Origin of the sequence: Duganella zoogloeoides (assembly GCF_034479515.1) — a bacterium.
Taxonomy (GTDB): Bacteria; Pseudomonadota; Gammaproteobacteria; order Burkholderiales; family Burkholderiaceae_D; genus Rugamonas; species Rugamonas zoogloeoides.
The window spans coordinates 1972223-1993901 of the sequence record NZ_CP140152.1 but is presented as its reverse complement, the minus strand read 5'-3'; the positions used below and the strand labels follow the sequence as shown (position 1 = coordinate 1993901).

The window sequence follows — 21679 nt, the reverse complement described above, 5'->3', positions numbered from 1 at the left end:
CGCAGCTTGCGGCGCTACACTGTGCCGATGCAACCACAACCACTCAAACCTCAAGTACTCATCGCGGGCGCCGGTCCCACCGGGCTGGTGCTCGCCCTTGGCCTGGCGCGGCGCGGCGTGGCCGTGCGCATCATCGACCAAGCCAGCGGCCCGGGGCAGGCTTCGCGCGCGATGGTGGTCCATGCACGCACGCTGGAGTTCTACCGCCAGCTCGGCTTTGCGCAGCAGGTGGTGGACCTGGGCATACCGATCCACGCGGTGCACCTGCGCGAGGATGGCGAAGAAGCTGCCGAACTGCCGCTGGGCGATATCGGCGCGGACCTGAGCCCCTACCCGTTCGTGCTGTCGTTCCCTCAGGACGAGCACGAGCGGCTGCTGGTGGAGCAACTGCGCGCGGCCGGCGTGGAAGTGGAATGGAACACGGCGCTGGAACACCTGGAGCAGGACGAATGGGGCGTGCGCGCCGTGCTGCTGCAAGGCGGGCAACGCGTCAACACCAGCGCGGCCTACCTGTGCGGCTGCGACGGGGTGCACAGCAGCACGCGCCACGCGCTGGGCCTTGCCTTCGACGGCGGCACCTACGACCACCTGTATTACGTGGCCGACGTCCACACTGCCAGCGCCAACCGCGACATCATGGTCCACCTGGACGCCAACAGCTTCGCGCTGATGCTGCCGGTGCGCACGGCCGGCATGCAGCGGCTGATCGGCATCGTGCCTGAAAGTGGCAGCGACAACGTGATCTTCGACGACCTTCGGCCCCGGCTCGAAGCGCTGCTGGGCATCGCCATCGACCAGGTAAACTGGTTTTCCACCTACCGCGTGCACCACCGCGTGGCCGCCAGCTTCCGCGTGGACCAGGTTTTCCTGGCCGGCGACGCCGCCCATGTGCACAGCCCGGCCGGCGGCCAGGGCATGAATACCGGCATCGGCGATGCCGTCAACCTGGCCTGGAAACTGGCGCAAGTGCTGCGCGGCGACGCCGATGCAGCGCTGCTCGACACCTACGAACCCGAACGGATAGCCTTTGCCCGCAAGCTGGTGGCCACCACCGACCGCGCGTTCCAGCTGATCGTGGCGCAAGGCGCGGGCGGCCGACTGCTGCGCAACTGGCTGGTGCCGCACGTGCTGCCGGCGCTGGCCGGTTTCGACGCCGCGCGGCGGGCGCTGTTCCGCACCATCTCGCAAGTGCGCATCCATTACCACGACAGCGCGCTGTCGGGCGGGCGCGCGGGCGAGATCATCGGGGGCGACCGGTTGCCGTGGGTGCCGGGCCCGGACGGCGCCGATGGTCACGACAATTTCGCGCCGCTGCAAACCCTGGACTGGCAATTGCACGTGTACGGCGTGGTCGAGCCGCAACTGGCGGCGCTGGCCACCGCCCTGCACCTGCCGCTGCGCGCCTGGCCTTGGAGCACCGCAGCCGAGCAAGCCGGCCTGCTCGAAGACGCCGCCTACTTGCTGCGTCCGGACCTGCACGTGGCGCTGGCCCTGCCGCGCCAGGAGACCGATGTGCTACAGGAGTTGATTGCGCAGTGGGGATTGCGGTTTGGGGAAGAGGAGCCGGTGCCGCCGCCGCAGTGAGGTGCTTGTTCTTGGAACAACCACACCGTACACTATGGCATAGTACAAACTTCCCGGAACAGGACCATAACGATGGACAGCATCCCTGACAGACCCTGGTTGCGCTTTTCCATCCTGGCCGCAGGACTGGGCCTGACCCTGTCGGTGGTTTATATATTGTGCATGATGGAAGCATTCAAGCCCCCATCGAACATCCGACTCCACAACGACACCGGCGTCACATTGCTTGGCGTGCGGGTAAATGGCATCGACTATGGCGATCTGGCCGCCGGGGCGTTCAGCGGGTATTTGCCCCACGCACGCGCCTATCGCTACGCCGGGCTGGAAGCGGCGACGCCGGACGAAAAAATCCATAGCGCCGAATACTGTTTTTACGGAGAGAAAATACTAGGTGCCGGCAAGTTCACTTACAAGATTCGGAAAATGACGTATGCCGAATCGCAGGCTGATTTCGAGATTCGCGCTGTCAGGGATGACGAGTAGATACACCCTCGCTCTGACATTAATCCCAGCTTAACCCGCACGCAATTCCCATTGACATCGATCAGCACGGCGCGCTATGGTCATCGTCGCGCTGTTTTTTCGCAACTGTTGCATTACCCTCAAGTTACGAAAAATACTTCTAACAAAGAAAAAAGGATGTCATGAGCCACCAGCCCCAGAATTTCTCCCGCCGCGACCTGTTGTTATCCGTCCTCTCCGCCACCGCTGTCTCGGTCTTGCCGGGCTTCGCACTGGCACAGGGACAAGCGGGGAATGTCGCACCTGCTGCGCCGGGCGACACCGCGTTCGCCAAGCTGCTCGACACCTTTGCCGATGAAATCCTGCGCCTGTCACCCACCAGTGCCACGTCGCTGGGACTGGACAAGGGCGCACGCGCCGACCTCAAGTCGAAACTGGAAAACATCAGCCGCGCGGGCGACGCCGCCTGGGCCAGCCAGGTCAAGTCGATGCTCAAGCGGCTCGATGCGGTGGACCGCGTCAAGCTGGGGCCAGACGCGCAGCTGCGCTACGACACCGTGCGCTACGCCGCCAACGAGGGCATCGAGGGCCTGCGCTTTTCCTACGGCGGCGCGTCGAGCGGTTTCAATGGCTATGCCTCGCCGTTCCCGGTCACGCAGCAGGACGGCGCCATCATCCGGGTGCCGGAGTTCCTGCACTCTCAGCACCAGATCGCCAACGCGGCCGATGCCAACGCCTACCTCGACCGCCTGAGCGGCCTGGCGCGCATGCTCGAGCAGGAAAACACGCGGATTACCAACCAGGCCGGCCGTGGCATCATGCCGCCCGACTTCATCGCCCGCACCGCGCTGGCCCAGTTGAAGGAATTCCGCGCCACCCCGGTGGGCCAGCAAAAGCTGGTGCAGTCGCTGGTCGATCGTACCCAGAAGCTGGGCATCGACGGTGACTGGGCCGCACGCGCGACCAAACTGGTAGAACGCCAGGTGTATCCGGCGCTCGACCGCCAGATCAAGGCGTTTGCCGCCGCCACCGCCAAGGCCACCGATGTCGCTGGCGTGCACCGCCTGCCGGACGGCGAAGCATATTACGAATGGGCGCTGCGCCTGGGCACCTCCACCCGCCTGTCGGCCAAGGAAATCCACGCGATCGGCATGGAACAGAACCTGGCGCTGCAGGCGCGTATCGACACCATCCTGAAAGCGCAGGGCATCACCCAGGGCACGGTGGGCGCGCGCCTGCTGGCGCTGACCAAGGACCCCAAGCGCTTCTATGCCGACAACGACAAGGGCCGCGAGGAACTGATCGCCTTCTGCAACGAGCGGGTAGAAGCGATCCGCGACCTGATGCCGAAGATCTCGCGCATGAACCTCAAGGTGCCGCTCGAAATCAAGCGCGTACCTACCGATATCGAAGCGGGCGCCCCACTCGGCTACATGAACTTCGCTTCGCTCGACGGCACCCGCCCGGCGATCTACTACGTCAACCTGAAATCGACCACGCTGTGGCCCAAGCAGGAACTGACCACGCTCACCGCGCACGAGGGCTTGCCGGGCCACGCCTTCCAGGGCGCCTACCTGGCCGAGCACCACGATCGCCTGCCGCTGATCTCGTCGCTGATCGGTTTCAATGCCTTTATCGAAGGCTGGGCGCTGTATGCCGAACAGCTGGTCGATGAACTGGGCCTGTACGCGAAAGACCCGTTCAGCCAGATCGGCTACCTGCAGGCGCAGCAGTTCCGCGCCTGCCGCCTGGTGGTCGATACCGGTATTCATGCGATGAAATGGAACCGCGAACAGGCGATCCGCTTCCTGGTCGAAAACACCGGCCGTGGCGAGCAGGCCATGACCAGCGAGATCGACCGCTACAGCGTGTCGCCGGGCCAGGCGTGCGGCTACAAGGTAGGCCACAACGAGATCGTGCGGCAGCGCGAACGCGCGCGCGCCGCGCTGGGCGCCAAATTCGACCTGCCGGGCTTTAACGACGCGCTGGTGCAAAGCTGCGGCGTGCCGCTCACGGTGCTGCCGACCGTGATCGACCGCTACATCGCAGCGGCCCAGCGCACCTGAGGCAAACCGGAGGCGCCATGAAGACCATCGCCGTCATCGGCGCCGGCATTACCGGCGTGACGACCGCCTACGCGCTGGCCAGGCGTGGCCTGCGCGTGACGCTGATCGAGCGCCACCGCTATCCGGCGATGGAAACGTCGTATGCCAACGGCGGCCAGCTCTCGGCATCGAACGCCGAGGTATGGAACCACCGCAGCACCGTGGGTAAAGGGTTGCGCTGGATGCTGCGCAGCGACGCCCCGCTGCTGCTCAACCCCAGGCCCAGTTGGCACAAGCTGTCTTGGCTGGCAGAGTTTCTATCGGCGATGCCCGACTACCGCGAGAACACGATAGCGATTGCCAGACTGGCGGTGGCGGCGCGCCAGCACCTGTTCCAGTGGGCCGAAGACGAAAACATCGCCTTTGACCTGGAGCGGCGCGGCATCCTGCACATCTACCGCGACCGCGCCGACTTCGAACATGGCGAAGATGTCTCGCTGCTGCTGGCGCAGGGAGGCGTGCAACGGCGCACCGTTACGCCTGAGGAAATGCGCGCCATCGAACCCGCGCTGGCGGGCGACTACTATGCCGGCCACTACACCGAGAGCGACAGCTCCGGCGACATCCATAAATTCACCGCCGGCCTGGCGCTTGCCGCCCAGCGCCTGGGCGTGCACACACGCTACGCGCAGCAAGTGGTGGGCCTGTCGGCCGATGACCGTGGCGCCTGCGTCACGCTGCTGCAGGACGGCGCGCCGGAGATCGCCGTGTACGACGGCGTGGTGGTCTGTGCCGGCACCGCCAGCCGCGCGCTGGCCGCCATGGTGGGCGACCGCGTCAACGTCTATCCAGTCAAGGGGTATTCGATCACGGTGCACCTGGACGATGATGAGAGCCGCGCCTGCGCACCGCTGGTAAGCCTGGAAGACGACGCCGCCAAACTGGTGGCCAGCCGCCTGGGCTGCGACCGCTTTCGCGTGGCCGGTACGGCGGAGTTCAACGGTTTTAACCGCGACATCCGCGCCGACCGCATCGCCCCGCTGGTGGACTGGGTGCAGCGCTGCTTCCCTGGCGTTTCCACCCGCAACATCACGCCGTGGGCCGGACTGCGGCCGATGATGCCGAACCTGGTGCCGCGCGTGGGGCGCGGCAAGGCGCCGTGCGTGTTCTACAACACCGGCCACGGCCACCTGGGCTGGACCTTGTCCGCCGCCACGGCCGAGACCATTGCCGAGACTGTTCTCGCTTCGGTGGGCGGGCCGCGCTCTGTGGTCCACCGCACCACCCACCCCTTGAAAATGGCCTAGACTGGAAATACTTAGGGATCGTTCCCACAGGAGAAACACCATGAATGCAAAATCTGTCGCCACCCGCCTGATGCTGGCTGGGGCGCTGGCACTGTCGGCGCCCGTGTTTGCCGCATCGCCCACCGTGCACGAGGTCTACGTCGCGGCCGAGGCAGGCAAGTTTGCCGAAGCCCAGGCCATGATGGACCAAGTGCTCAAGGAGCATCCGAACAGCTCGCAGGCGCACTTTGTCGAAGCCGAACTGCTGGCCAAGCAGGGCAAGTTTGCCGCCGCCCAGCGGTCGCTCGCTACGGCCGAGCGGCTGGCGCCCGGCCTGCCCAAGGTGAATGCCACCTCGGTCGCCAACCTGAAAACGCTGATCGCCCAGGGCGAGAGCGGCGCGGCGGGCAATGCTGCCCCCAACTACAACCAGCAAGCGCCGGCCAACCGCGCCGGCCGTGACAGCGGCGGCTACGCCAACCGTGCCGAGGCGCCGCAAGCCTCTGCCGGCATCCCCTGGGGCAGCGTGCTGCTGATGGGTGGGGTGCTGGTGGCGTTCATCTTCGTGGCAACGCGCTTCATGCGCAATCGCCAGCAGCAGCAAGGTGGCGGCATGGGTGGTAACGGCGGCTTCAACCCCGGATACAATCCCGGCACCCCGCCTCCTCCGGGCTATCCACCCGGTGGCGGCTACCCGCAGCAGGGTTATCCGCAGCAGGGCTATCCCCAACAAGGCTACCCGCAGCAGGGTCCGGGCATGGGCTCGCGCATCATGGGCGGCCTGGCCACCGGTGCGGCAGTCGGCGCGGGCTTCATGGCGGCCGAGGCGATTGCCCGCAACATGAGCGGTAACCACGGCGCCACCGACAGCGCTGCCACCGACGGCGGCCGCAGCGACATTATTTACGAAGACCCCACCCGCAGCAGCATCGTCCAGAACGACGACATGGGCGGCACCGACTTCGGCGTCAGTGGCGGCTGGGACGATGCCGGGGGCGGCGCCGCCGGCGGCGATGACTGGAATTAGAGCGCTTGGCATCACCTTCGCCGCAGCACCTTGCTGCGAAGGCTGGCTCTGACTGAATTTACGGGGCGCGCCGCTTGGCCGCCCCTGCCTTCTCCATCGCTACATCCCAATACGGCGGATCGCCGAAGAACTCCTTCAAGTGACCGATCAACAGCTGCGCCTTGGCGTGACTGGAGCGTCCCGGCATGTGTACCGCGTGGATCGCCGATTCGGCCGGGTCGTGGCGCGCAGCCGGAGTGCGCGCCAGTGGCGCCATCGGGAACACCGGCACCAGGGTACCAGCGACAATGGCGTCACTTACCATCCAGTTGGCCAGGTGGACGATGCCGGCACCGGCCAGCGCCGCATGCAGCAGCGTGTCGGTATCGTCGCAGCGGAAGGCTGCTTTGACCGGCAAGGGCTGGTTCTGATTGACGCCTTCGAAGCGCCACCAGGCACGCGGCGACTTGCCCACCATGGTCAGGCACTGGTGCTGTACCAGCGACGCCGGCGAGGCCGGCCAGCCATGGCATTCCAGGTAGGCCGGGCTGGCGCTCACCACGCGGTGCTGGGGCGCCAGCCGGGTGGCCACCAGTTCGCCACTGGGGGCCACGCCGGCGCGGATCGCCACATCGACGCGCTGTTCGGCCAGGTCCACCACGCTGTCCCCCACCAGCAGCTCCACTTCCAGCGACGGATACCGGGCCAGGAAGCTGGCGATGGCCGGCGCCGCATGCAGGCGCGAAAAGCCGGCGGGGGCGGTGACCGTCAACACGCCGCGCGGCTCGCGGTCCAGGTCCTGCACCGCCGCCATGCCTTCGGCCAGTTCGGCCAGCATATTGCGCGCGCGCGGGAGGAAGCGTTCGCCAGCGTCGGTCAGCGCCACCTGGCGCGCGCCGCGTACTAGCAGGCGCGCGCCCAGTTGCGCCTCGAGCGCGTCGAGCTTGCGCGATACCGACGACACCGACATTTCCAGTTGCGTGGCTGCGCGCGAGAGGCTGCGGTGCTCCACCACGGCCAGCAGGCAATGCAAGGTATCGATCAAGATGGTCTCCAAGGTTTGCAGATAGTGCAAAGGTCATTTGCAGGTCTGGCTATTGTGCCATTCTTTCAGAGAATGCATACTTTGCAGCTGCAACGCACAATACAGACTCAGAAAAGTAAATTTGGAATACAACACTCGTTACAGCATGGAAGCTCCACGCCCCATATCCGTCCTCGTTGTCGATGACCACCCGCTGTTGCGGGCCGGTCTGGGCGAAGCCATTTCCAGCCAGGACGACATGCGCCTGGCAGGCGAAGCAAGCAACGGCCGCGAAGCCATCGACCGCTACCAGGAGCTGCGTCCCGATGTCACCATCATGGATATCGCCATGCCGGAGCTCGATGGCGTGACCGCGTTGCAGCGCATCCGGGGTGAACACAGCGACGCGCGCGTGATCATGCTCACCACCTACAAGGGCGATGCCCAGATCCTGCGCGCGGTGCAGGCCGGCGCGGCCGGTTTCCTGCTGAAAAGCACCCTGCGCCGCGAACTGCTCGACACCGTGCGCGGTGTGCACATCGGCCAGCGCCGGATTCCGCCCGAAATCGCCATGGAACTGGCGCAGCACATGGGCCAGGGGCCGCTGAGCCCGCGCGAGATGGAAGTGCTGAACCACGCCGCCAGCGGCAACTCCAACCGCCGCATCGCCGAGCACCTGTCGATCTCCGAAGAGACGGTCAAGGCGCACATGAAAAACGTGCTGTCCAAGCTGGCCGCCAACGACCGCACGCACGCGGTGACGATCGCGCTCAAACGTGGGATCATTACGATCTAGGGGAAACATCTCCCCCCCACTCGTCAGAAGGCGGCACCATGGCAGCAGTCCACCCGTTTTTCACCCAGCTCGGCTTACGCCATCCCCTGGTCGCCGCGCCCATGGCGGCCTTCTCCACCCCGGCGATGGCGGCAGCGGTGACCGACGCCGGCGCCCTCGGCTCGCTGGCCATCGGCGCGGCCACCGTGGCGCAGTCGCGCAAGCTGATCGAAGAAACGCAAGCGCTCACCGCCGGCCCGATCAACGTCAATGTTTTCTGCCACCCACCGGCCAGGCGCGACGCGCAGCGCGAAGCGGCATGGATCGCGTACCTGGCGCCGCTGTTCGCCCAGGCCGGCATCGAACCGCCCGCCGTGCTGGACGAGATTTACAAGACCTTCATCGAGGACGAAGAAGCGTTCCAGTTGCTGCTCGAACTGCGGCCGGCGGTGGTGAGTTTCCACTTCGGCCTGCCGCGCGCCGAGTGGCTGGCGGCGCTGCGCGCTGCGGGCATCCGCACCATGGCCACGGCCACCAGCCTCGACGAAGCGCGGCGCATCGGGCAAACCGGCATCGACGCCATCGTCGCCCAAGGCGTGGAAGCGGGCGGCCACCGGGGCGTGTTCGATACCGAAGCGCCCGATGAAAGGCTGAGCACCTCGGTGCTGGTGCGCCTGCTGGCAAAACACACGCAGTTGCCCGTGATCGCCGCCGGCGGCATCATGGACGGCGCCGGCATCCAGGCCGCGCTGGACCTGGGCGCTGCGGGCGCCCAGCTGGGCACCGCCTTCCTGCTCTGCCCGGAGTCGGCCGCCAACGCCGGCTACCGCGCCATGCTGCAAAGCGACCGCGCCGGTTCCACCCGGCTTACCGCTGCCATCTCGGGCCGCCTGGCCCGGGGCATGATGAACCAGCTGATCGTACACGGCGAAGCCGCCGGCGCACCACCGGCAGCCGACTACCCGGTCGCGTACGACGCGGGCAAGCAGTTGCATGGCGCAGCCAGCAAGGCCGGCAACCACGAATTCGCCGCGCACTGGGCCGGGCAAGGCGCGCCGCTGGTCCGGGAAATGCCGGCGGCAGAGCTGGTGCGGGTGTTGATGGCCGAAGTCGATGAGGTGGTGCGGTCACGCTGAAGACACCTCCACATGCGCGCTTCGACTTATGTTTTAACGTAAAATCATCTATGCATTTATACGAAAGCATAAGATGACCATTTTTCAACAACTTCAACAGCGCCGCAACGCCCAAGGAAAAACCTTGCAATATCTTGCGACTTTGACCGGCATGAGCGTGCCCCAGGTCAGCAACGTTTTAGGTGGAAAGGTCGATGCGCGGTTAGGCACCATCGAAGCGCTGGCGAATGCCATGGAGGCAAGCGTTGTCGTGATCCCCAAGCATCTGCTACCCGAGGTGGAACGTCTGTTGTCCGGTAAAGCCATCGGCCCGGACGATGTGCCCTCATCGGTGGACCGGTTCCTCGCGAGCACTCCATGAGTCATCCGTTGAGTCCACGTTACCTGGAAGTGCGGCTGCACGGCCAGCACGTGGGCTGGTTGTGCGAAGCAGGAAGGGTAACGCGCTTCATCGCTACCGAGCAATACCTGGCAGAGAACCGGCGCGCCACGCTGTCGCTGTCCCTGACGATCCCCGGTGCCGAGCAGATTACGCAGGCCATCATGAAGAATTATTTCGACCCGGCCGCGTACCGCGAGCGTGGCGAACTACCGCCTTTCTTCGCCGGACTGCTGCCTGAGGGATCGCTGCGTCGCCGCCTGGCCGCCACGCGCAAGAGCAACCGTGACATCGATGATTTCGGCATCCTGGCCGCCGCTGGTGAAGACCTGCCGGGCGCCGTGACCGTCGTGCCAGCCGACCTCGACAAGCTGACGGCTGTGGCGCGCGCAAATGGCGTCACCGGCGGCGCAGACAATCTCGAGATCGCGGTGCCCGAGCAGGCTGCCGAGGGCGCAGCATCGTTATCGGGCGTGCAGGACAAGCTGGCGCTATCGCGTGCGCGGGACGGAAAACGCTACTGCATGCCCGTTAAAGGCGAGTTGTCGGACCTGATCGCCAAACTGCCGGCAGCCGGCAACGACTCGCAAGTCATGAATGAATATGCGTGCATGCAGTTGGCTGGCTTGGCCGGGGTGAACGTCGCACAGTGCCGCCCCGCCTCCATGAGCACCATGGCGGATTACCCGGAGCTGGTTACCGCACTGGGTGCCGAAACGCGCTTCCTGGCGGTGGACCGGTTCGACCGCAGCGCTGGCGGCGCAATACACATGGAAGACGCGTGCCAGTTGCTGACGCTGATGCCCGGCCAAAAATATTCCGGCGCAAAACAGTTTGTCAAATTCCTGCAGGTACTGGACCGACTCGGTGCGAACGGCATCGACGATGTGCGTCAGTTTTTCATCCGGCAAGCCGTCAACACGCTGCTCGGCAACTCGGACGCCCACCTGAAAAACTTCAGCGTGCTCTACCGCGATGGCGTGCGCCCCGCGCTGTCCCCGGCTTACGACATCGTCTGTGTGGCGGCATTGCCGGGCTTCCAGGGCTTCGCCACCAGTGTCGCCATCGACAAATTGCAACGGCAAGAGACGCTCGACACTTATGCCACGGTCGCCAGGCAGGCGGGCATATCCGAGCGGATTGCGAAAGCGGCGGTGGCGCACACGGTCATGCTGGCCAGGGACCTTTGGCCAAGTGCGATGTTGAAGATGGACGTGCCGGATGCGGTGCGTGCCGCGATCGAGAACAGGCTCAGAACGCTGCCACTCGCTGGCGGGGCCGGGACCTGACCAATGCCTGCCTGCGGGATTCACGAAGGCGGTGAGCGAACGGTACGCGCCGGCAATATTTTCCGATACCGTGGGAGGCTGGCGCCACCATGGCCGCAGTCAAGCTTACAGGGAATTAATTGATGAAACACGCGCAGCAGATGTCTCGACCGCAAATAATCGGCCTGGCGATCGTCTTCCTCTGGTTTTTCATCGGCGGCATCGCGCACTTTGCTGCCACCGACCTGGAAGCGACCATCGTGCCGCCATATATTCCATGGCCGGTGGCGGCAGTGCTGGTGAGCGGCGTGTTCGAATTGCTCGGCGCGGCGGGCATCCTGGTGCCGTCGCTGCGCAGGGCCGCAGGCATCGGCCTTTTCCTGCTGACCCTGGCGGTGACGCCCGCCCACATCTATATGCTGCAACAGCCCGAGTTGTTCAACGTGCCGCTATGGGCGCTGTGGCTGCGCCTGCCGGTCCAGATGGCGTTGCTGGCGTTGATCGTATGGAGTACGTGGAAGCCACGCGGCAACGCGGCAGTGGAGGACGATTGAAAACTTACCATGGCAGCTGCCATTGCGGCGCGGTGCGGTTCGAGGCGGATATCGACCTTGGCGCAGGCACCATCAAGTGCAACTGCTCGATCTGTTCGAAAATGCGGTTCTGGCCGGCGATCGTGCAGCCGGCGGCGTTTCGACTGCTCTCGGGCGCGGCAGAGCTGAGCAACTACCAGTTTCTGACCAAAACCGATCAACACCTGTTCTGCAAGCACTGCGGCGTGCACGCCTTCGGCATCGGCCGCTCGCCGCGCTGGGGCGAGTTCTACGCGGTCAACCTGTCATGCCTCGATGATGTCACAGCCAAAGAACTTGCCAACGCGCCGATCACCTACCTGGACGGCAAGAACGACAACTGGGACACGCCACCGGCGCAGGTACGCCACCTTTGACCGACAGGCGTCGGTCGAAGATGGCCCTGCCCTATTCCGTCATCACCACATGATCACGCGTTGGTCCGGCGGCAGGTACATCGGATCGCCGGGCTTGATGTCGAACGCTTCGTAGAAGCCCGGCTGGTTCATGACCGTGCCCTTGGCGCGGAATTCGCCCGGCGAGTGCGGGTCGCTCTTGATCTGGGCGATCGCCGCTTCGGGACGCAGCTTGGCGCGCCATTTCTGGGCGAAGCCGATGTACAGGCGCTGCTCGCCGGTCAGGCCGTCGAGTACCGGCGACGGCTTGCCGCCCAGCGAACGCTGGTACGCCTTGTAGGTGAGCGACAGTCCGGAGTTGTCGCCGATGTTTTCACCCAGCGTCAGTTCGCCGTTGATGTGGTAGCCCGGCACCGGGCTGTAGGCGCCATACTGCTTGACCAGGCCGGCGGCGCGGGCCTTGAAGGCGGTGCGGTCTTCCACTGTCCACCAGTTGCGCAGGCGGCCGCGGGCGTCGTACTGGCTGCCGGAGTCGTCGAAGGCGTGGCTGATCTCGTGGCCGAAAGTGATGCCCAGCAGGCCGTAGTTCACGGCATCTTCCGCCTTCACATTGAAGAACGGCGGTTGCAGGATGGCGGCCGGAATCGTGATCGAATTGAGCGCCGGGCTGTAGCTGGCGTTGACGGTTTGCGGCGTCATCGACCATTCGTCGCGATCCACCGGCTTACCGAGTTTGTCGAGGTTGTACTGGCGGCTCCAGGCACGCGCGGCGCGCACGTTGGCGACCAGGTCCTTCGGCTGGGTTTTCATGGCGCTGTAGTCACGCCATTGGTCCGGATAGGCGATCTTCGGTTTCAGGGCGGCCAGCTTGAGCTGCGCTTCCTTCTTGGTCTCGGCGCTCATCCAGTCCAGGTGTTCGATACCGTCCTTGAACGATGCGACGAAATTGTCGAACATGGCCATCACGCGCGGACGGGTTTCCGGCGGCAGGTACATCGCCACGTATTTCTTGCCCACCGCATCACCGAGCGCGCCGTCGGTGAATTTGAGCGCCAGTTGCCACAGCGGTTCGCTTTGCGGCACGCCGCGCAGGGTCGTGCCCTCGAAAGCGAAGCGCTCCTTGACTGCCGCGCTGTCCAGGTACGACGCGTAGCTTTCGATGATGCGCCAGTTCAGGTAGCTCTTCCAGGCGTCGAGCGGCACGGCAGCCAGGGTCTCGGAATAGCCTTTCAGGAAGCTCGGTTGGCGCACCACGGCCGAAGTCTCCTTGCCTGCGTAGCCGGCGGCAGCAAAGTACGCGTTCCAGTCGAAGCCCGGCGCCAGCGCGGCGAACTGGTCGAAGTCCACGCGGTTGTACGATTTGACCGGATCGCGCATCTGCACGCGGGTCCATTGCACGGCGGCCAGGCGGGTCTCGATGTCGAGCACCTGGGCGGCATGGGCGGCGGCCTGCTTGTCGCCGCTCATGGTCAGCATGGTTTCGATATGCTTGAGGTACTTGTCGCGCACGCCCTTGAGCTTGGCGTCGTCGTCCTTCAGGTAGTAGTCGCGGTCGGGCAGGCCCAGGCCGGACTGGCTGATATTGATGGTGTAGCGCTCGGGATTTTGCGCATCGGGCGCCACGCCGGCCGAGAACGGCGTCTGGATGCCGCTGCGTTGCAGCGCTGCGAACAATGCCGGCAAGTCCTGCTTGTCCTTGATGGCAGCCACGCTGGCCAGCTCGGCCTTGAGCGGCTTGAAGCCGGCCGCGTTGCGCGCCTTTTCGTTCAGGTAGCTGGTGTACAGGTCGGCGATTTTATGGGTGTCGCTGCCGGCCTTGCCGGGATGCTTGACGGCATCGTCCATCAGCGCGCGCAACTGGCGCTGGGCGATTTCGCGCAGCTCGATGTAGGTGCCCCAGGTCGATTTATCGGCCGGGATCTCGGTATTGCGGGCCCACACGCCGTTGACGTAGCCATAGAAATCGACCTTGGGACTGACGGCAGGGTCGAGGGTTTTCAGGTCGATGCCGGAGACCGGCGCAGCCGTTTCGGCGTGCAACGAGGGGGAAGACAAGGCAAGCAAGGCGCAGCAGGCGGCGCTGATCAGCGTACGGTACACGAGATTCCTTCTAGGTATGATCGGAGGCACGCCAGTATCGGTAACACCGGCGGTGTGACAAAAGATTATACCTTTCGGGCAATATCTAAAACAGCGCCGATATGTATCAGTCCATATACAAACGCGTCGAAAACTAGGCGCCGGCCACGGCCGCCGTTATCGTGGCCACGTCGATTTTCTGCATCGTCATCATGGCCTGGAAGGCGCGCTGCGCAACTTCTCCCCCCTGCGCCATCGCCTCGGTGAGCACGCGCGGCGTGATTTGCCAGGACAGGCCCCAGCGGTCCTTGCACCAGCCGCAGGCGCTGGCCATGCCGCCGTTGTCGATGATGGCGTTCCAGTAGCGGTCGGTTTCGTCCTGGTCGTCGGTGGCGATCTGGAAGGAAAACGCTTCGCTGTGGTGGAAGGTATCGCCACCGTTGAGGCCGATGCAAGCCACGCCGCACACGGTAAATTCCACCGTGAGCACGTCGCCGGCCTTGCCGCTGGGGTAGTCGGCGGGGGCCAGGTGCACCGCACCGACTGCGCTGCCGGGAAATACGCTGGCATAGAAGTTGGCAGCCTGCAGGGCGTCGCGGTCGTACCACAGGCAAATGGTATTTTTAGCCATCATCACTCTCCTCGGGAAGGTTGGCGAGACTGAAGATACTACGCCCGCCGCGAAAAAAAAGCCGCGCGGCTCGAAAGCGGCGCGGCCTGAAGCACGTCACAAGAGACTCAATCCTTGGTGGCCACCGCCATGCACGCCAGCACCACGCACGGCACCAGCAAGCCGGCAAAGCCGAACCCGATGTAGGCATAAGCGCCCAGGATACAGCCGGCGGCAAACGCCACCACCGGCCACACCAGCACCTTGCAGCGGCCAATGGCCTGCGGATCGCCGCGCAGCGAGTCGGTCAGCTCGATCACCAGCTGGGTGACGTTACCGGTCATCACCGTGGTGGCCGCTGATTTACCAAGCAGCAGCTTGCCGTAGGCGTTTTGCGTGGCCATGGCGCCGGCGCAGATCATGCCGGTGAGCAGGCTCAACGGTTGATGGGCATTGGCCATCGGCGAGGCGATGTACGCGCAGACGATGGTGGCCAGCAGCAGGAACAGTTGCAGCAGATAGCTGTTGCGCAGCGCCGGGCTGTTGCTGCGCTCCCAGTGCAGGATCAGCATGCGCGAAATGGCCACGAACAGGATGAACACCGGGAACACCAGCAGTTTCGGAATCAGCTCGTGCGCCGGCTCCACCAGCGCACGGCCGATCAGCACAAAGTTGCCCGTGACGTGGGCCGTGAACAGGCCGAACAGCGCAATAAAGCCCAGCGTATCGACATACCCGCCCAAGAACGCCAGCGAGATGCCTTGCTTGATATTTCCTCGTTCCATACTATTCCTTGTTTACATCTTGTAGATCGAGCCACGCCACCAGCAGGAACGCGCCTGCCAGGCCGAGATGCTCGAAGAAGCCGTTGGCGGCTGAAAAACGTTCCGGGCCCGACATCTCCCAGAACCGGTTGGCCATCAGCGTGGCCATGACGGTAAACACCGCCAGGTAGCCTGCGCCCAGCCAGCGGTAAAACCCGGCCAGTATCATCAGCGAAGCACCGAGCTCGCCAATGATCACCAGCGCCGCCATCGGCGCCGCCGGCGCCACGCCGAAGTGCTGCATTTCGGCGATGGCCGAGTTGAAGTCGGTGAGCTTGTTGAAGCCGCCCTGCAGATACGCCGAGCACAGCAGCAACAGGCAGACCCAGCGCACCCACGGGGCGCGCAGGAAAGCCGGCACCATCACACCGCCCAGCAGGCGCAGCCCAGCGCGCCCCAGAAACTCTTGAGGTCGGTGGTAGGCAGCTTGCTGGCCCATGCCGACGCATGCTGGTGGCCGTGGACATTGCACTCGTTGGCGCAGCCGCACGACGCCGCCTGGGCGCGCAATTGCGCTTGCTGCTGCTTGCGTTTTTCCAGCTCTTGCAACGCCGCGCGGTTATTGCCGATCTGCTCGCCCCAGCCGGCGTAGCCGCCGAAACGGCGCACCGGCGACCAGTCGGGCATGGCCGGTGGCGGTGGCGTGTCGAGGGCGGCAAAGCGGCCGGCCGCATAGACGATCTTGCCGCCGACCACGGTCAGCTCGGACGTCATGTCGGTGATCTCGCTCTCGGCGCACGCATAAAAATCCTTGTCCGGCACGATCAGGTCGGCCAGCTGGCCCGCTTCGATGCGGCCCTTCTTGCCTTCTTCATTCGAGAACCAGGTGGTGTTCTCGGTCCACATGCGCAGCGCGGTTTCGCGGTCCAGGCAGTTGGCGCGCGGGTACAGCTGCATGCCGCTCACGGTTTTGCCGGTGATGAGCCACGACAGCGACACCCATGGGTTATACGACGCGACGCGGGTGGCGTCGGTACCGGCCGAGGTCTTGACGCCGGCTTCGAGGATTTTCTTGACCGGCGGCGTGGCTTCCGCTGCGCCGTGGCCGTAACGCTCGACAAAATACTCGCCCTGGTAGGCCATGCGGTGCTGCACGGCCACGCCGCCGCCCAGCGCGGCGATACGGTCGATCGAACGGTCGGAGATGGTCTCGGCGTGGTCGAAGAACCAGTTCAGACCCGTCAAGGGAATGTCCTGGTTCACGCGCTCGAACACATCCAGCGCACGGCTGATGGTTTCGTCGTACGTGGCGTGCATGCGCCATGGCCAGCGGTTCTGCGCCAGGATGCGCACCACGCCTTCCAGATCGTCTTCCATATTGTCCGGCATGTCGGGACGCGGTTCGCGGAAGTCCTCGAAGTCGGCCGCCGAGAAGGTCAGCATTTCGCCGGCGCCGTTATGGCGGAAGTAATCGTCGCCCTGCTGGTACGTCACGCTCTGGGTCCAGTTGAGGAAGTCTTCCTTTTCCTTTTGCGGCTTTTGCGTGAACAGGTTGTAGGCGAGGCGGATGGTCAGCTGCTTGGCATCCGACAGCTGCTGGATCACCTGGTAGTCGTCCGGGTAGTTCTGGAAACCGCCGCCGGCATCGAGCACGCCGGTGATGCCGAGGCGATTGAGTTCGCGCATGAAGTGGCGGGTGGAGTTGACCTGGTATTCGAGCGGCAGCTTGGGGCCCTTGGCCAGCGTGGAATACAGGATCGCCGCATTCGGCTTGGCCAGCAGCAGGCCGGTCGGGTTGCCCGAACCGTCGCGCAGGATCTGGCCGCCCGGTGGTTCCGGGGTGTCCCTGGTATAACCCACGGCGCGCAGCGCGGCGCCGTTGAGCAGCGCGCGGTCGTACAGGTGCAGGATGAATACCGGGGTGTCTGGCGCCACGGCATTAAGTTCCTCGATGGTGGGCAGGCGCTTTTCGATGAACTGGTGTTCGGTGAAACCGCCCACCACGCGCACCCATTGCGGCGCGGGAGTGATGTCCACTTGCGCCTTGAGCATGCCCATGGCGTCGGCCAGGCTGCGCACGCCGTCCCAGCGCAGTTCGAGATTGAAGTTCAAGCCGCCGCGGATGATGTGGCAGTGGTTGTCGATCAGGCCTGGCAGCACGCGCTTGCCATGCAGGTCGATTACCTGGGTGTCGGGACCGGCCAGCGCCATGATTTCGTTGGCGCGCCCCACGTGGGTAAAGCGGCCGTCCTTGATGGCCACCGCTTCGGCGTGCGGGTTGCTGCGGTCGAGCGTGGTAAACAGGCCGCGATGCAGGATCAGGTCAGGCACAGCGTTGGTAATGGGTTGGGACATCATGCGCTCCTTTTGGTGTCGTCGGATTTTTGGGCGGCCGGCAGTTCGCCGAAGCAGTGCGGCTTGACGTGGTCTTCCACCCACGAGACCTTGGTCGCTTCGGGCTTGAGCCAGGTGCGTACCAGCGGCGGAATCTGTTCGCCGATCAGGATGCCGGCCAGGCCGAGCAAGGCGATCACTGGCGGCGCCGGCGAACGTACATTCAACAGCGCGTAGATGACACCGACCAGCAGGCCGGTGGCGATCGATATGACATACATTCTCATGGCGGGCCACTCCTTAAAAGTCAAAACTGTACTATCCGAAGGCCAGCGCCACACCTGTCTTTGTACATGGACGCCGCTTCAGTTCAAGAGGCACAGTGTAGGGGCGCGGCCCGGCCTTGCCATCACTGGTATTGACCCTTTACTACTACCTCTTTCGGGTGATCGGCACCCCTCCCTCTTTCGTATCACCCTATCTAGGGAGGGCGATCCCCCCGGATCGGGTCGTGGCAATTTGCACAATGGCGGGTACGCTGTCGTCACGCTGGCGAACCTTCGTCAGCACGGCAACCAGGAGAAACGACATGCGACTCGATAGCAAAAGCTGGCCCCAGGCGGGCATGACAGGTAGCTCGGGCCAGAACGGATACAACGGCGCCACGCAACACGGAGAAAAAATCACGGTGCTGGTAGCCCACGCGGACGCCATCGTCAGCGCCGGCCTGGCCGCGCTGCTGGGCGCCAACGTCGATGTGGACGTGCGCGTGGCGCAAGATGGCGCCGGCCTGCATGGCGCCGACGTCGTCATCCTCGACCACAAGGCCGGCATGGAGCATATGCGCCACGCGGGCAGCGGCCACCACGGCGACACCCAGGCTCGGGTACTGATCGTCACCCAGCTCGACCGCGAATGGGAAGTACGCACGGCGATGATGGCCGGCGTGCACGGCTACCTGCTGCAAAACAGCCCGGCCGACCAGCTGCTCACCGCCGTGCGCACGCTGGGACGCGGCATGCGCTACCTGAGCGCGGACCTGAGCCGCTGCGTGGCCGACAGCTTCACCCGCATTGGTCTCACCAGCCGCGAGACCGACGTGCTGCAACTGCTGGCACAAGGCCAGTGCAACAAGTCGATCGCGCGCGAACTGGGCATCGGCGTGGGCACCGTCAAAACCCATGTCAAAGGCCTGTTCGACAAGCTGGGCGCCACCGCGCGCACGCATGCCGTGGTGCTGGCCACCAGGCGCGGCCTGGTGGGCGACTACTCGAACACTGCCGCTGCCGCCCGCGAAGCCAGCCAACATTGATACGATAGCAAGCGTTGTCGTTATGGGTACATCCCTGTAGAATCGCGCCCATGCAAGCCCTCGCCGCCAGCTCCAACACGCCGCACCGCAACTCGCGCTACCAGCGCCTGGTGATGCTGTTCGTGCTGCTGTTCCTGGCGCTGCAGCTGCTGGGTTCCAACGCCCACGCGCACGCGTACGCCGAAAACCACACCGATTGCGCCGCCTGCCAGGTGGCCGACATGCCGCTGGGCGACCTGCCGCCGCCGGCCACGGTGGCGCCGGTGGCAGCCCTGGTGGCGTTTGTGCCGCCCGCGCCAGCGCATCATGCACCGCACCTCCGTACCAGCTATCTCACCCCGCCTTCGCACGCGCCGCCCGGCGTTGCTGTTTTCTCCCTCTGATCGTTTCCAGTTTCAGCGCCCGCCGCTGAACCGACGCTAATTTGACGCTTAATTGACGCCTTGCGTGACGCTTTTGCACGTCCGTGCGCCGTCACGCCCAACATCCAAGGATAGAACATGCAACACGCCCCTCAACTGCGCGCCCTGCCACTGCTGCTGGCCGCCGCTTTCTACACCACCCATTCCCACGCCGAAGACGCGGCAGATGCAGGCGCCGACAAGCCGATGCAACAAGTGGAAGTGACCGCAGCGCACCTGAAAAGCGCACGCATCGACCTGTCGCCCAACGTGGGCACCACCATCTACACGATCGACCGCCACATGATCGACCAGCTGGGCCAGGGCGACAACACGCCATTCAACGAAGTGCTGCTGCGCCTGCCCGGCGTGAGCCAGGATTCCAAGGCATCCGGCTCGATCCACGTGCGCGACGACCACGCCAACGTGCAGTACCGCGTCAATGGCGTGCAGCTGCCGGAAAGCATCAGCGGCTTCGGCCAGTCGATCGACACGCGCTTCGTGCAGCAGACCGACTTCATTACCGGCGCGCTGCCGGCGCAATTCGGCCTGCGCACGGCCGGCATCGTCGATATCCAGACCAAGGAAGGCACGACCAAGCCGGGTGGGCGCATCGGCATGCTGGCCGGCACCAACAACCACTACGAACCGAGCGCCGAATTCTTCGGCACCCAGGGCGCCTTCAACTACTACCTGTCAGGCAGCTACCTGAAAAGCGACATGGGCATCGAAAACCCGCTGCCCACGCGCGACGCCCTGCACAACCAGACCAAACAGGCCAAGTCGTTCGGCGCACTGTCGTACTTCCTCGACGACCAGACCCGCCTGGGCCTGATGTTCGGCACCTATAACGGCCGTTTCCAGATCCCGAACAACCCGGACCAGGCGCCGGCGTTTTCGCTCACCGGCCAGAGCGACGCTGGCGCCGGCACCACCAACGCGCCGTCGTCGCAGCTGGACCAGAAGCAGCGCGAAGTGAACCGCTTCGTGGTGCTGTCGCTGCAAAAAAGCCTGGGCGACCTCAATTACCAGGTGTCGGCCTTCCACCAGTACTCGGAACTGCACTACACGCCGGACGCGCTGGGCGACCTGATTTACAACGGCGTCGGTTCCAACACGCTGCGCTCCAACTCGGCCAGCGGTGCGCAGTTCGATGCCAGCTACAAGCTCAATCCCGAGCACACGCTGCGCGCCGGCCTGTCGTATGCACGCCAGAACACCCGCAGCGACAATTCGGTGGCGGTGTTCGACACCAACAGCGACGGCACCCAGGCATCCACCGATCCACGCACCATCATCGACAACAGCCGCCAGACCGGCAAGCTCTCGAGCGTGTACCTGCAGGACGAATGGCATATCGCCGCGCCGCTCACGCTGAACTACGGCATCCGCTACGACAAGGTGCAGGCCTTCATCAACGAACAGCAATGGAGCCCGCGCGTCAATCTCGCCTGGCAGGTGGGCAAGGACACGGCGCTGCACGCCGGCTACTCGCGCTACTTCACGCCGCCGCCGCAGGAGCTGGCCGCGCAGGAAAGCATCAACAAGTACGCCGGCACCACCAACGCGCCGGAAGTAGGTGTGTCGGACAATGTGCGCGCCGAGCGCACCAATTACTTCGACGTGGGCGTGAGCCACAAGGTGAACGCCGAGCTGACCGTGACCGCCGACGCCTACTACAAGAAGATCCACAACATGCTCGACGAAGGCCAGTTCGGCCAGGCGCTGATCCTCTCGCCATTCAACTATGAGCGCGGTTTTGCCAAGGGCGTGGAACTGTCGGCGATCTACAGCCAGGCCCACTGGGGCGGCTTCCTCAACCTGACCACGCAGCAGGCCAAGGCGCAGAACATCGTCTCGGGCCAGTCGCTGTTCGGCGCGGACGAACTCGATTACATCAGCAACCACTACATCCACGTCGATCACGACCAGACCTACACGGTATCGGGCGGCGCCCATTACCACTGGGGCGATTCGCAGATCAGCAGCGACTTCCTGTACGGCAGCGGCCTGCGCACCACGCCGGACGGCGCAGCGCCCAACTCGGGCCACCTGCCGTCGTACACCACGGTCAACCTGGCGCTCACCCACCACTGGAAGCAGACCGGCGCTGGCGACATCGAGGGCCGCCTCGCGGTGATCAACCTGTTCGACAAATCCTACCTGCTGCGCGACGGTTCCGGCGTGGGCGTGGGGGCGCCGCAGTACGGCACGCGGCGTTCGCTGTACGCCGGGTTGTCGACGAGTTTTTAACCGGTTGGTGCCGTCCGATGGTACTTCGCGTAC

21 protein-coding genes are annotated in these 21679 nt (G+C 64.7%); 14 read left to right on the top strand and 7 right to left on the bottom strand.

The window, feature by feature from the left end; translation table 11 throughout:
* Positions 1 to 27 precede the first annotated feature (27 nt).
* The 5 genes from SR858_RS08855 (at position 28) to SR858_RS08835 (ending at position 6404) form a co-directional block, all read left to right on the top strand.
* Entirely contained in the window at positions 28 to 1584 is a 1557-nt protein-coding gene (locus SR858_RS08855; protein ID WP_040377884.1) for an FAD-dependent monooxygenase, read from the top strand.
* Positions 1585 to 1656: 72 nt separating this feature from the next.
* On the top strand, positions 1657 to 2067 hold the full coding sequence (locus SR858_RS08850; RefSeq protein WP_019922395.1) for a hypothetical protein: 411 nt from the start codon (positions 1657 to 1659) through the stop codon (positions 2065 to 2067).
* A gap of 161 nt (positions 2068 to 2228) precedes the next feature.
* On the top strand, positions 2229 to 4112 hold the full coding sequence (locus SR858_RS08845) for a DUF885 domain-containing protein (RefSeq protein ID WP_019922394.1): 1884 nt from the start codon (positions 2229 to 2231) through the stop codon (positions 4110 to 4112).
* 17 nt (positions 4113 to 4129) lie between these two features.
* Positions 4130 to 5398 carry a D-amino acid dehydrogenase gene (locus tag SR858_RS08840; protein WP_019922393.1) on the top strand — a complete coding sequence of 423 codons (1269 nt, stop codon included), beginning with the start codon at positions 4130 to 4132 and terminating at the stop codon, positions 5396 to 5398.
* Positions 5399 to 5438: 40 nt separating this feature from the next.
* Complete coding sequence (locus SR858_RS08835; protein ID WP_019922392.1) at positions 5439 to 6404, top strand: tetratricopeptide repeat protein; 966 nt, start codon at positions 5439 to 5441, stop codon at positions 6402 to 6404.
* Between the two features lie 58 nt (positions 6405 to 6462).
* Here the strand turns inward: SR858_RS08835 and SR858_RS08830 are convergent, their stop codons facing one another.
* Positions 6463 to 7428 carry a LysR family transcriptional regulator gene (locus SR858_RS08830; RefSeq protein WP_040377883.1) on the bottom strand — a complete coding sequence of 322 codons (966 nt, stop codon included), beginning with the start codon at positions 7426 to 7428 and terminating at the stop codon, positions 6463 to 6465.
* A gap of 145 nt (positions 7429 to 7573) precedes the next feature.
* Between SR858_RS08830 and SR858_RS08825 the strand changes: the two genes are divergently transcribed.
* The 6 genes from SR858_RS08825 to SR858_RS08800 all read left to right on the top strand — a co-directional run bounded on the left by SR858_RS08825 (position 7574) and on the right by SR858_RS08800 (position 11914).
* Entirely contained in the window at positions 7574 to 8203 is a 630-nt protein-coding gene (locus tag SR858_RS08825) for a response regulator (protein ID WP_019922390.1), read from the top strand.
* 38 nt (positions 8204 to 8241) lie between these two features.
* Positions 8242 to 9318, top strand: a complete 1077-nt coding sequence (locus SR858_RS08820; RefSeq protein WP_019922389.1) for an NAD(P)H-dependent flavin oxidoreductase — start codon at positions 8242 to 8244, stop codon at positions 9316 to 9318.
* Positions 9319 to 9391: 73 nt separating this feature from the next.
* A complete protein-coding gene (locus SR858_RS08815; RefSeq protein WP_040377823.1) occupies positions 9392 to 9679 on the top strand; it encodes a helix-turn-helix domain-containing protein in 288 nt (95 codons plus the stop codon).
* A complete protein-coding gene (locus SR858_RS08810; RefSeq protein WP_026637385.1) occupies positions 9676 to 10986 on the top strand; it encodes a type II toxin-antitoxin system HipA family toxin in 1311 nt (436 codons plus the stop codon). Before SR858_RS08815 ends, SR858_RS08810 begins: the two co-directional genes overlap by 4 nt.
* 122 nt (positions 10987 to 11108) lie before the next feature.
* On the top strand, positions 11109 to 11519 hold the full coding sequence (locus SR858_RS08805; protein ID WP_019922386.1) for a DoxX family protein: 411 nt from the start codon (positions 11109 to 11111) through the stop codon (positions 11517 to 11519).
* The gene (locus SR858_RS08800) at positions 11516 to 11914 is read left to right on the top strand and encodes a GFA family protein (protein WP_019922385.1); all 399 of its coding nucleotides are present in this window, start codon (positions 11516 to 11518) and stop codon (positions 11912 to 11914) included. The genes SR858_RS08805 and SR858_RS08800 overlap by 4 nt, the downstream gene beginning before the upstream one ends.
* 42 nt (positions 11915 to 11956) lie before the next feature.
* Here SR858_RS08800 and SR858_RS08795 read toward each other — a convergent pair whose 3' ends face one another.
* The 6 genes from SR858_RS08795 to SR858_RS08770 form a co-directional block, all read right to left on the bottom strand.
* The gene (locus SR858_RS08795; protein ID WP_019922384.1) at positions 11957 to 13993 is read right to left on the bottom strand and encodes a M13 family metallopeptidase; all 2037 of its coding nucleotides are present in this window, start codon (positions 13991 to 13993) and stop codon (positions 11957 to 11959) included.
* Positions 13994 to 14126: 133 nt separating this feature from the next.
* Positions 14127 to 14606 carry a VOC family protein gene (locus SR858_RS08790; protein ID WP_019922383.1) on the bottom strand — a complete coding sequence of 160 codons (480 nt, stop codon included), beginning with the start codon at positions 14604 to 14606 and terminating at the stop codon, positions 14127 to 14129.
* Between the two features lie 104 nt (positions 14607 to 14710).
* Positions 14711 to 15367, bottom strand: a complete 657-nt coding sequence (locus SR858_RS08785; RefSeq protein ID WP_019922382.1) for a YoaK family protein — start codon at positions 15365 to 15367, stop codon at positions 14711 to 14713.
* A gap of 1 nt (position 15368) precedes the next feature.
* Positions 15369 to 15770: a DoxX family protein gene (locus SR858_RS08780; RefSeq protein ID WP_019922381.1), complete on the bottom strand. Its 402-nt coding sequence runs from the start codon at positions 15768 to 15770 to the stop codon at positions 15369 to 15371.
* Positions 15770 to 17704 carry an amidohydrolase gene (locus SR858_RS08775; RefSeq protein WP_407654692.1) on the bottom strand — a complete coding sequence of 645 codons (1935 nt, stop codon included), beginning with the start codon at positions 17702 to 17704 and terminating at the stop codon, positions 15770 to 15772. Before SR858_RS08775 ends, SR858_RS08780 begins: the two co-directional genes overlap by 1 nt.
* The gene (locus SR858_RS08770; protein WP_026637382.1) at positions 17701 to 17967 is read right to left on the bottom strand and encodes a XapX domain-containing protein; all 267 of its coding nucleotides are present in this window, start codon (positions 17965 to 17967) and stop codon (positions 17701 to 17703) included. Before SR858_RS08770 ends, SR858_RS08775 begins: the two co-directional genes overlap by 4 nt.
* 302 nt (positions 17968 to 18269) lie before the next feature.
* On the opposite strand from SR858_RS08770, the gene SR858_RS08765 reads away from it, so the two are divergent.
* From SR858_RS08765 to SR858_RS08755, 3 genes are all read left to right on the top strand, one after another.
* A complete protein-coding gene (locus tag SR858_RS08765; RefSeq protein ID WP_051120328.1) occupies positions 18270 to 18992 on the top strand; it encodes a LuxR C-terminal-related transcriptional regulator in 723 nt (240 codons plus the stop codon).
* Between the two features lie 50 nt (positions 18993 to 19042).
* A complete protein-coding gene (locus tag SR858_RS08760; protein ID WP_019922376.1) occupies positions 19043 to 19375 on the top strand; it encodes a hypothetical protein in 333 nt (110 codons plus the stop codon).
* Positions 19376 to 19492: 117 nt separating this feature from the next.
* The gene (locus SR858_RS08755) at positions 19493 to 21646 is read left to right on the top strand and encodes a TonB-dependent receptor (protein ID WP_019922375.1); all 2154 of its coding nucleotides are present in this window, start codon (positions 19493 to 19495) and stop codon (positions 21644 to 21646) included.
* The last annotated feature ends 33 nt before the right edge of the window (positions 21647 to 21679 follow it).

Bases quoted from the DNA above. Each gene is read 5' to 3' on its own strand.
- SR858_RS08855 (WP_040377884.1), top strand. From the start codon at position 28: ATGCAACCACAACCACTCAAACCTCAAGTACTCATCGCGGGCGCCGGT.
- SR858_RS08850 (WP_019922395.1), top strand. From the start codon at position 1,657: ATGGACAGCATCCCTGACAGACCCTGGTTGCGCTTTTCCATCCTGGCC.
- SR858_RS08845 (WP_019922394.1), top strand. From the start codon at position 2,229: ATGAGCCACCAGCCCCAGAATTTCTCCCGCCGCGACCTGTTGTTATCC.
- SR858_RS08840 (WP_019922393.1), top strand. From the start codon at position 4,130: ATGAAGACCATCGCCGTCATCGGCGCCGGCATTACCGGCGTGACGACC.
- SR858_RS08835 (WP_019922392.1), top strand. From the start codon at position 5,439: ATGAATGCAAAATCTGTCGCCACCCGCCTGATGCTGGCTGGGGCGCTG.
- SR858_RS08825 (WP_019922390.1), top strand. From the start codon at position 7,574: ATGGAAGCTCCACGCCCCATATCCGTCCTCGTTGTCGATGACCACCCG.
- SR858_RS08820 (WP_019922389.1), top strand. From the start codon at position 8,242: ATGGCAGCAGTCCACCCGTTTTTCACCCAGCTCGGCTTACGCCATCCC.
- SR858_RS08815 (WP_040377823.1), top strand. From the start codon at position 9,392: ATGACCATTTTTCAACAACTTCAACAGCGCCGCAACGCCCAAGGAAAA.
- SR858_RS08810 (WP_026637385.1), top strand. From the start codon at position 9,676: ATGAGTCATCCGTTGAGTCCACGTTACCTGGAAGTGCGGCTGCACGGC.
- SR858_RS08805 (WP_019922386.1), top strand. From the start codon at position 11,109: ATGAAACACGCGCAGCAGATGTCTCGACCGCAAATAATCGGCCTGGCG.
- SR858_RS08790 (WP_019922383.1), bottom strand. From the start codon at position 14,606: ATGATGGCTAAAAATACCATTTGCCTGTGGTACGACCGCGACGCCCTG.
- SR858_RS08785 (WP_019922382.1), bottom strand. From the start codon at position 15,367: ATGGAACGAGGAAATATCAAGCAAGGCATCTCGCTGGCGTTCTTGGGC.
- SR858_RS08780 (WP_019922381.1), bottom strand. From the start codon at position 15,770: ATGGTGCCGGCTTTCCTGCGCGCCCCGTGGGTGCGCTGGGTCTGCCTG.
- SR858_RS08775 (WP_407654692.1), bottom strand. From the start codon at position 17,704: ATGATGTCCCAACCCATTACCAACGCTGTGCCTGACCTGATCCTGCAT.
- SR858_RS08770 (WP_026637382.1), bottom strand. From the start codon at position 17,967: ATGAGAATGTATGTCATATCGATCGCCACCGGCCTGCTGGTCGGTGTC.
- SR858_RS08765 (WP_051120328.1), top strand. From the start codon at position 18,270: ATGCGACTCGATAGCAAAAGCTGGCCCCAGGCGGGCATGACAGGTAGC.
- SR858_RS08760 (WP_019922376.1), top strand. From the start codon at position 19,043: ATGCAAGCCCTCGCCGCCAGCTCCAACACGCCGCACCGCAACTCGCGC.
- SR858_RS08755 (WP_019922375.1), top strand. From the start codon at position 19,493: ATGCAACACGCCCCTCAACTGCGCGCCCTGCCACTGCTGCTGGCCGCC.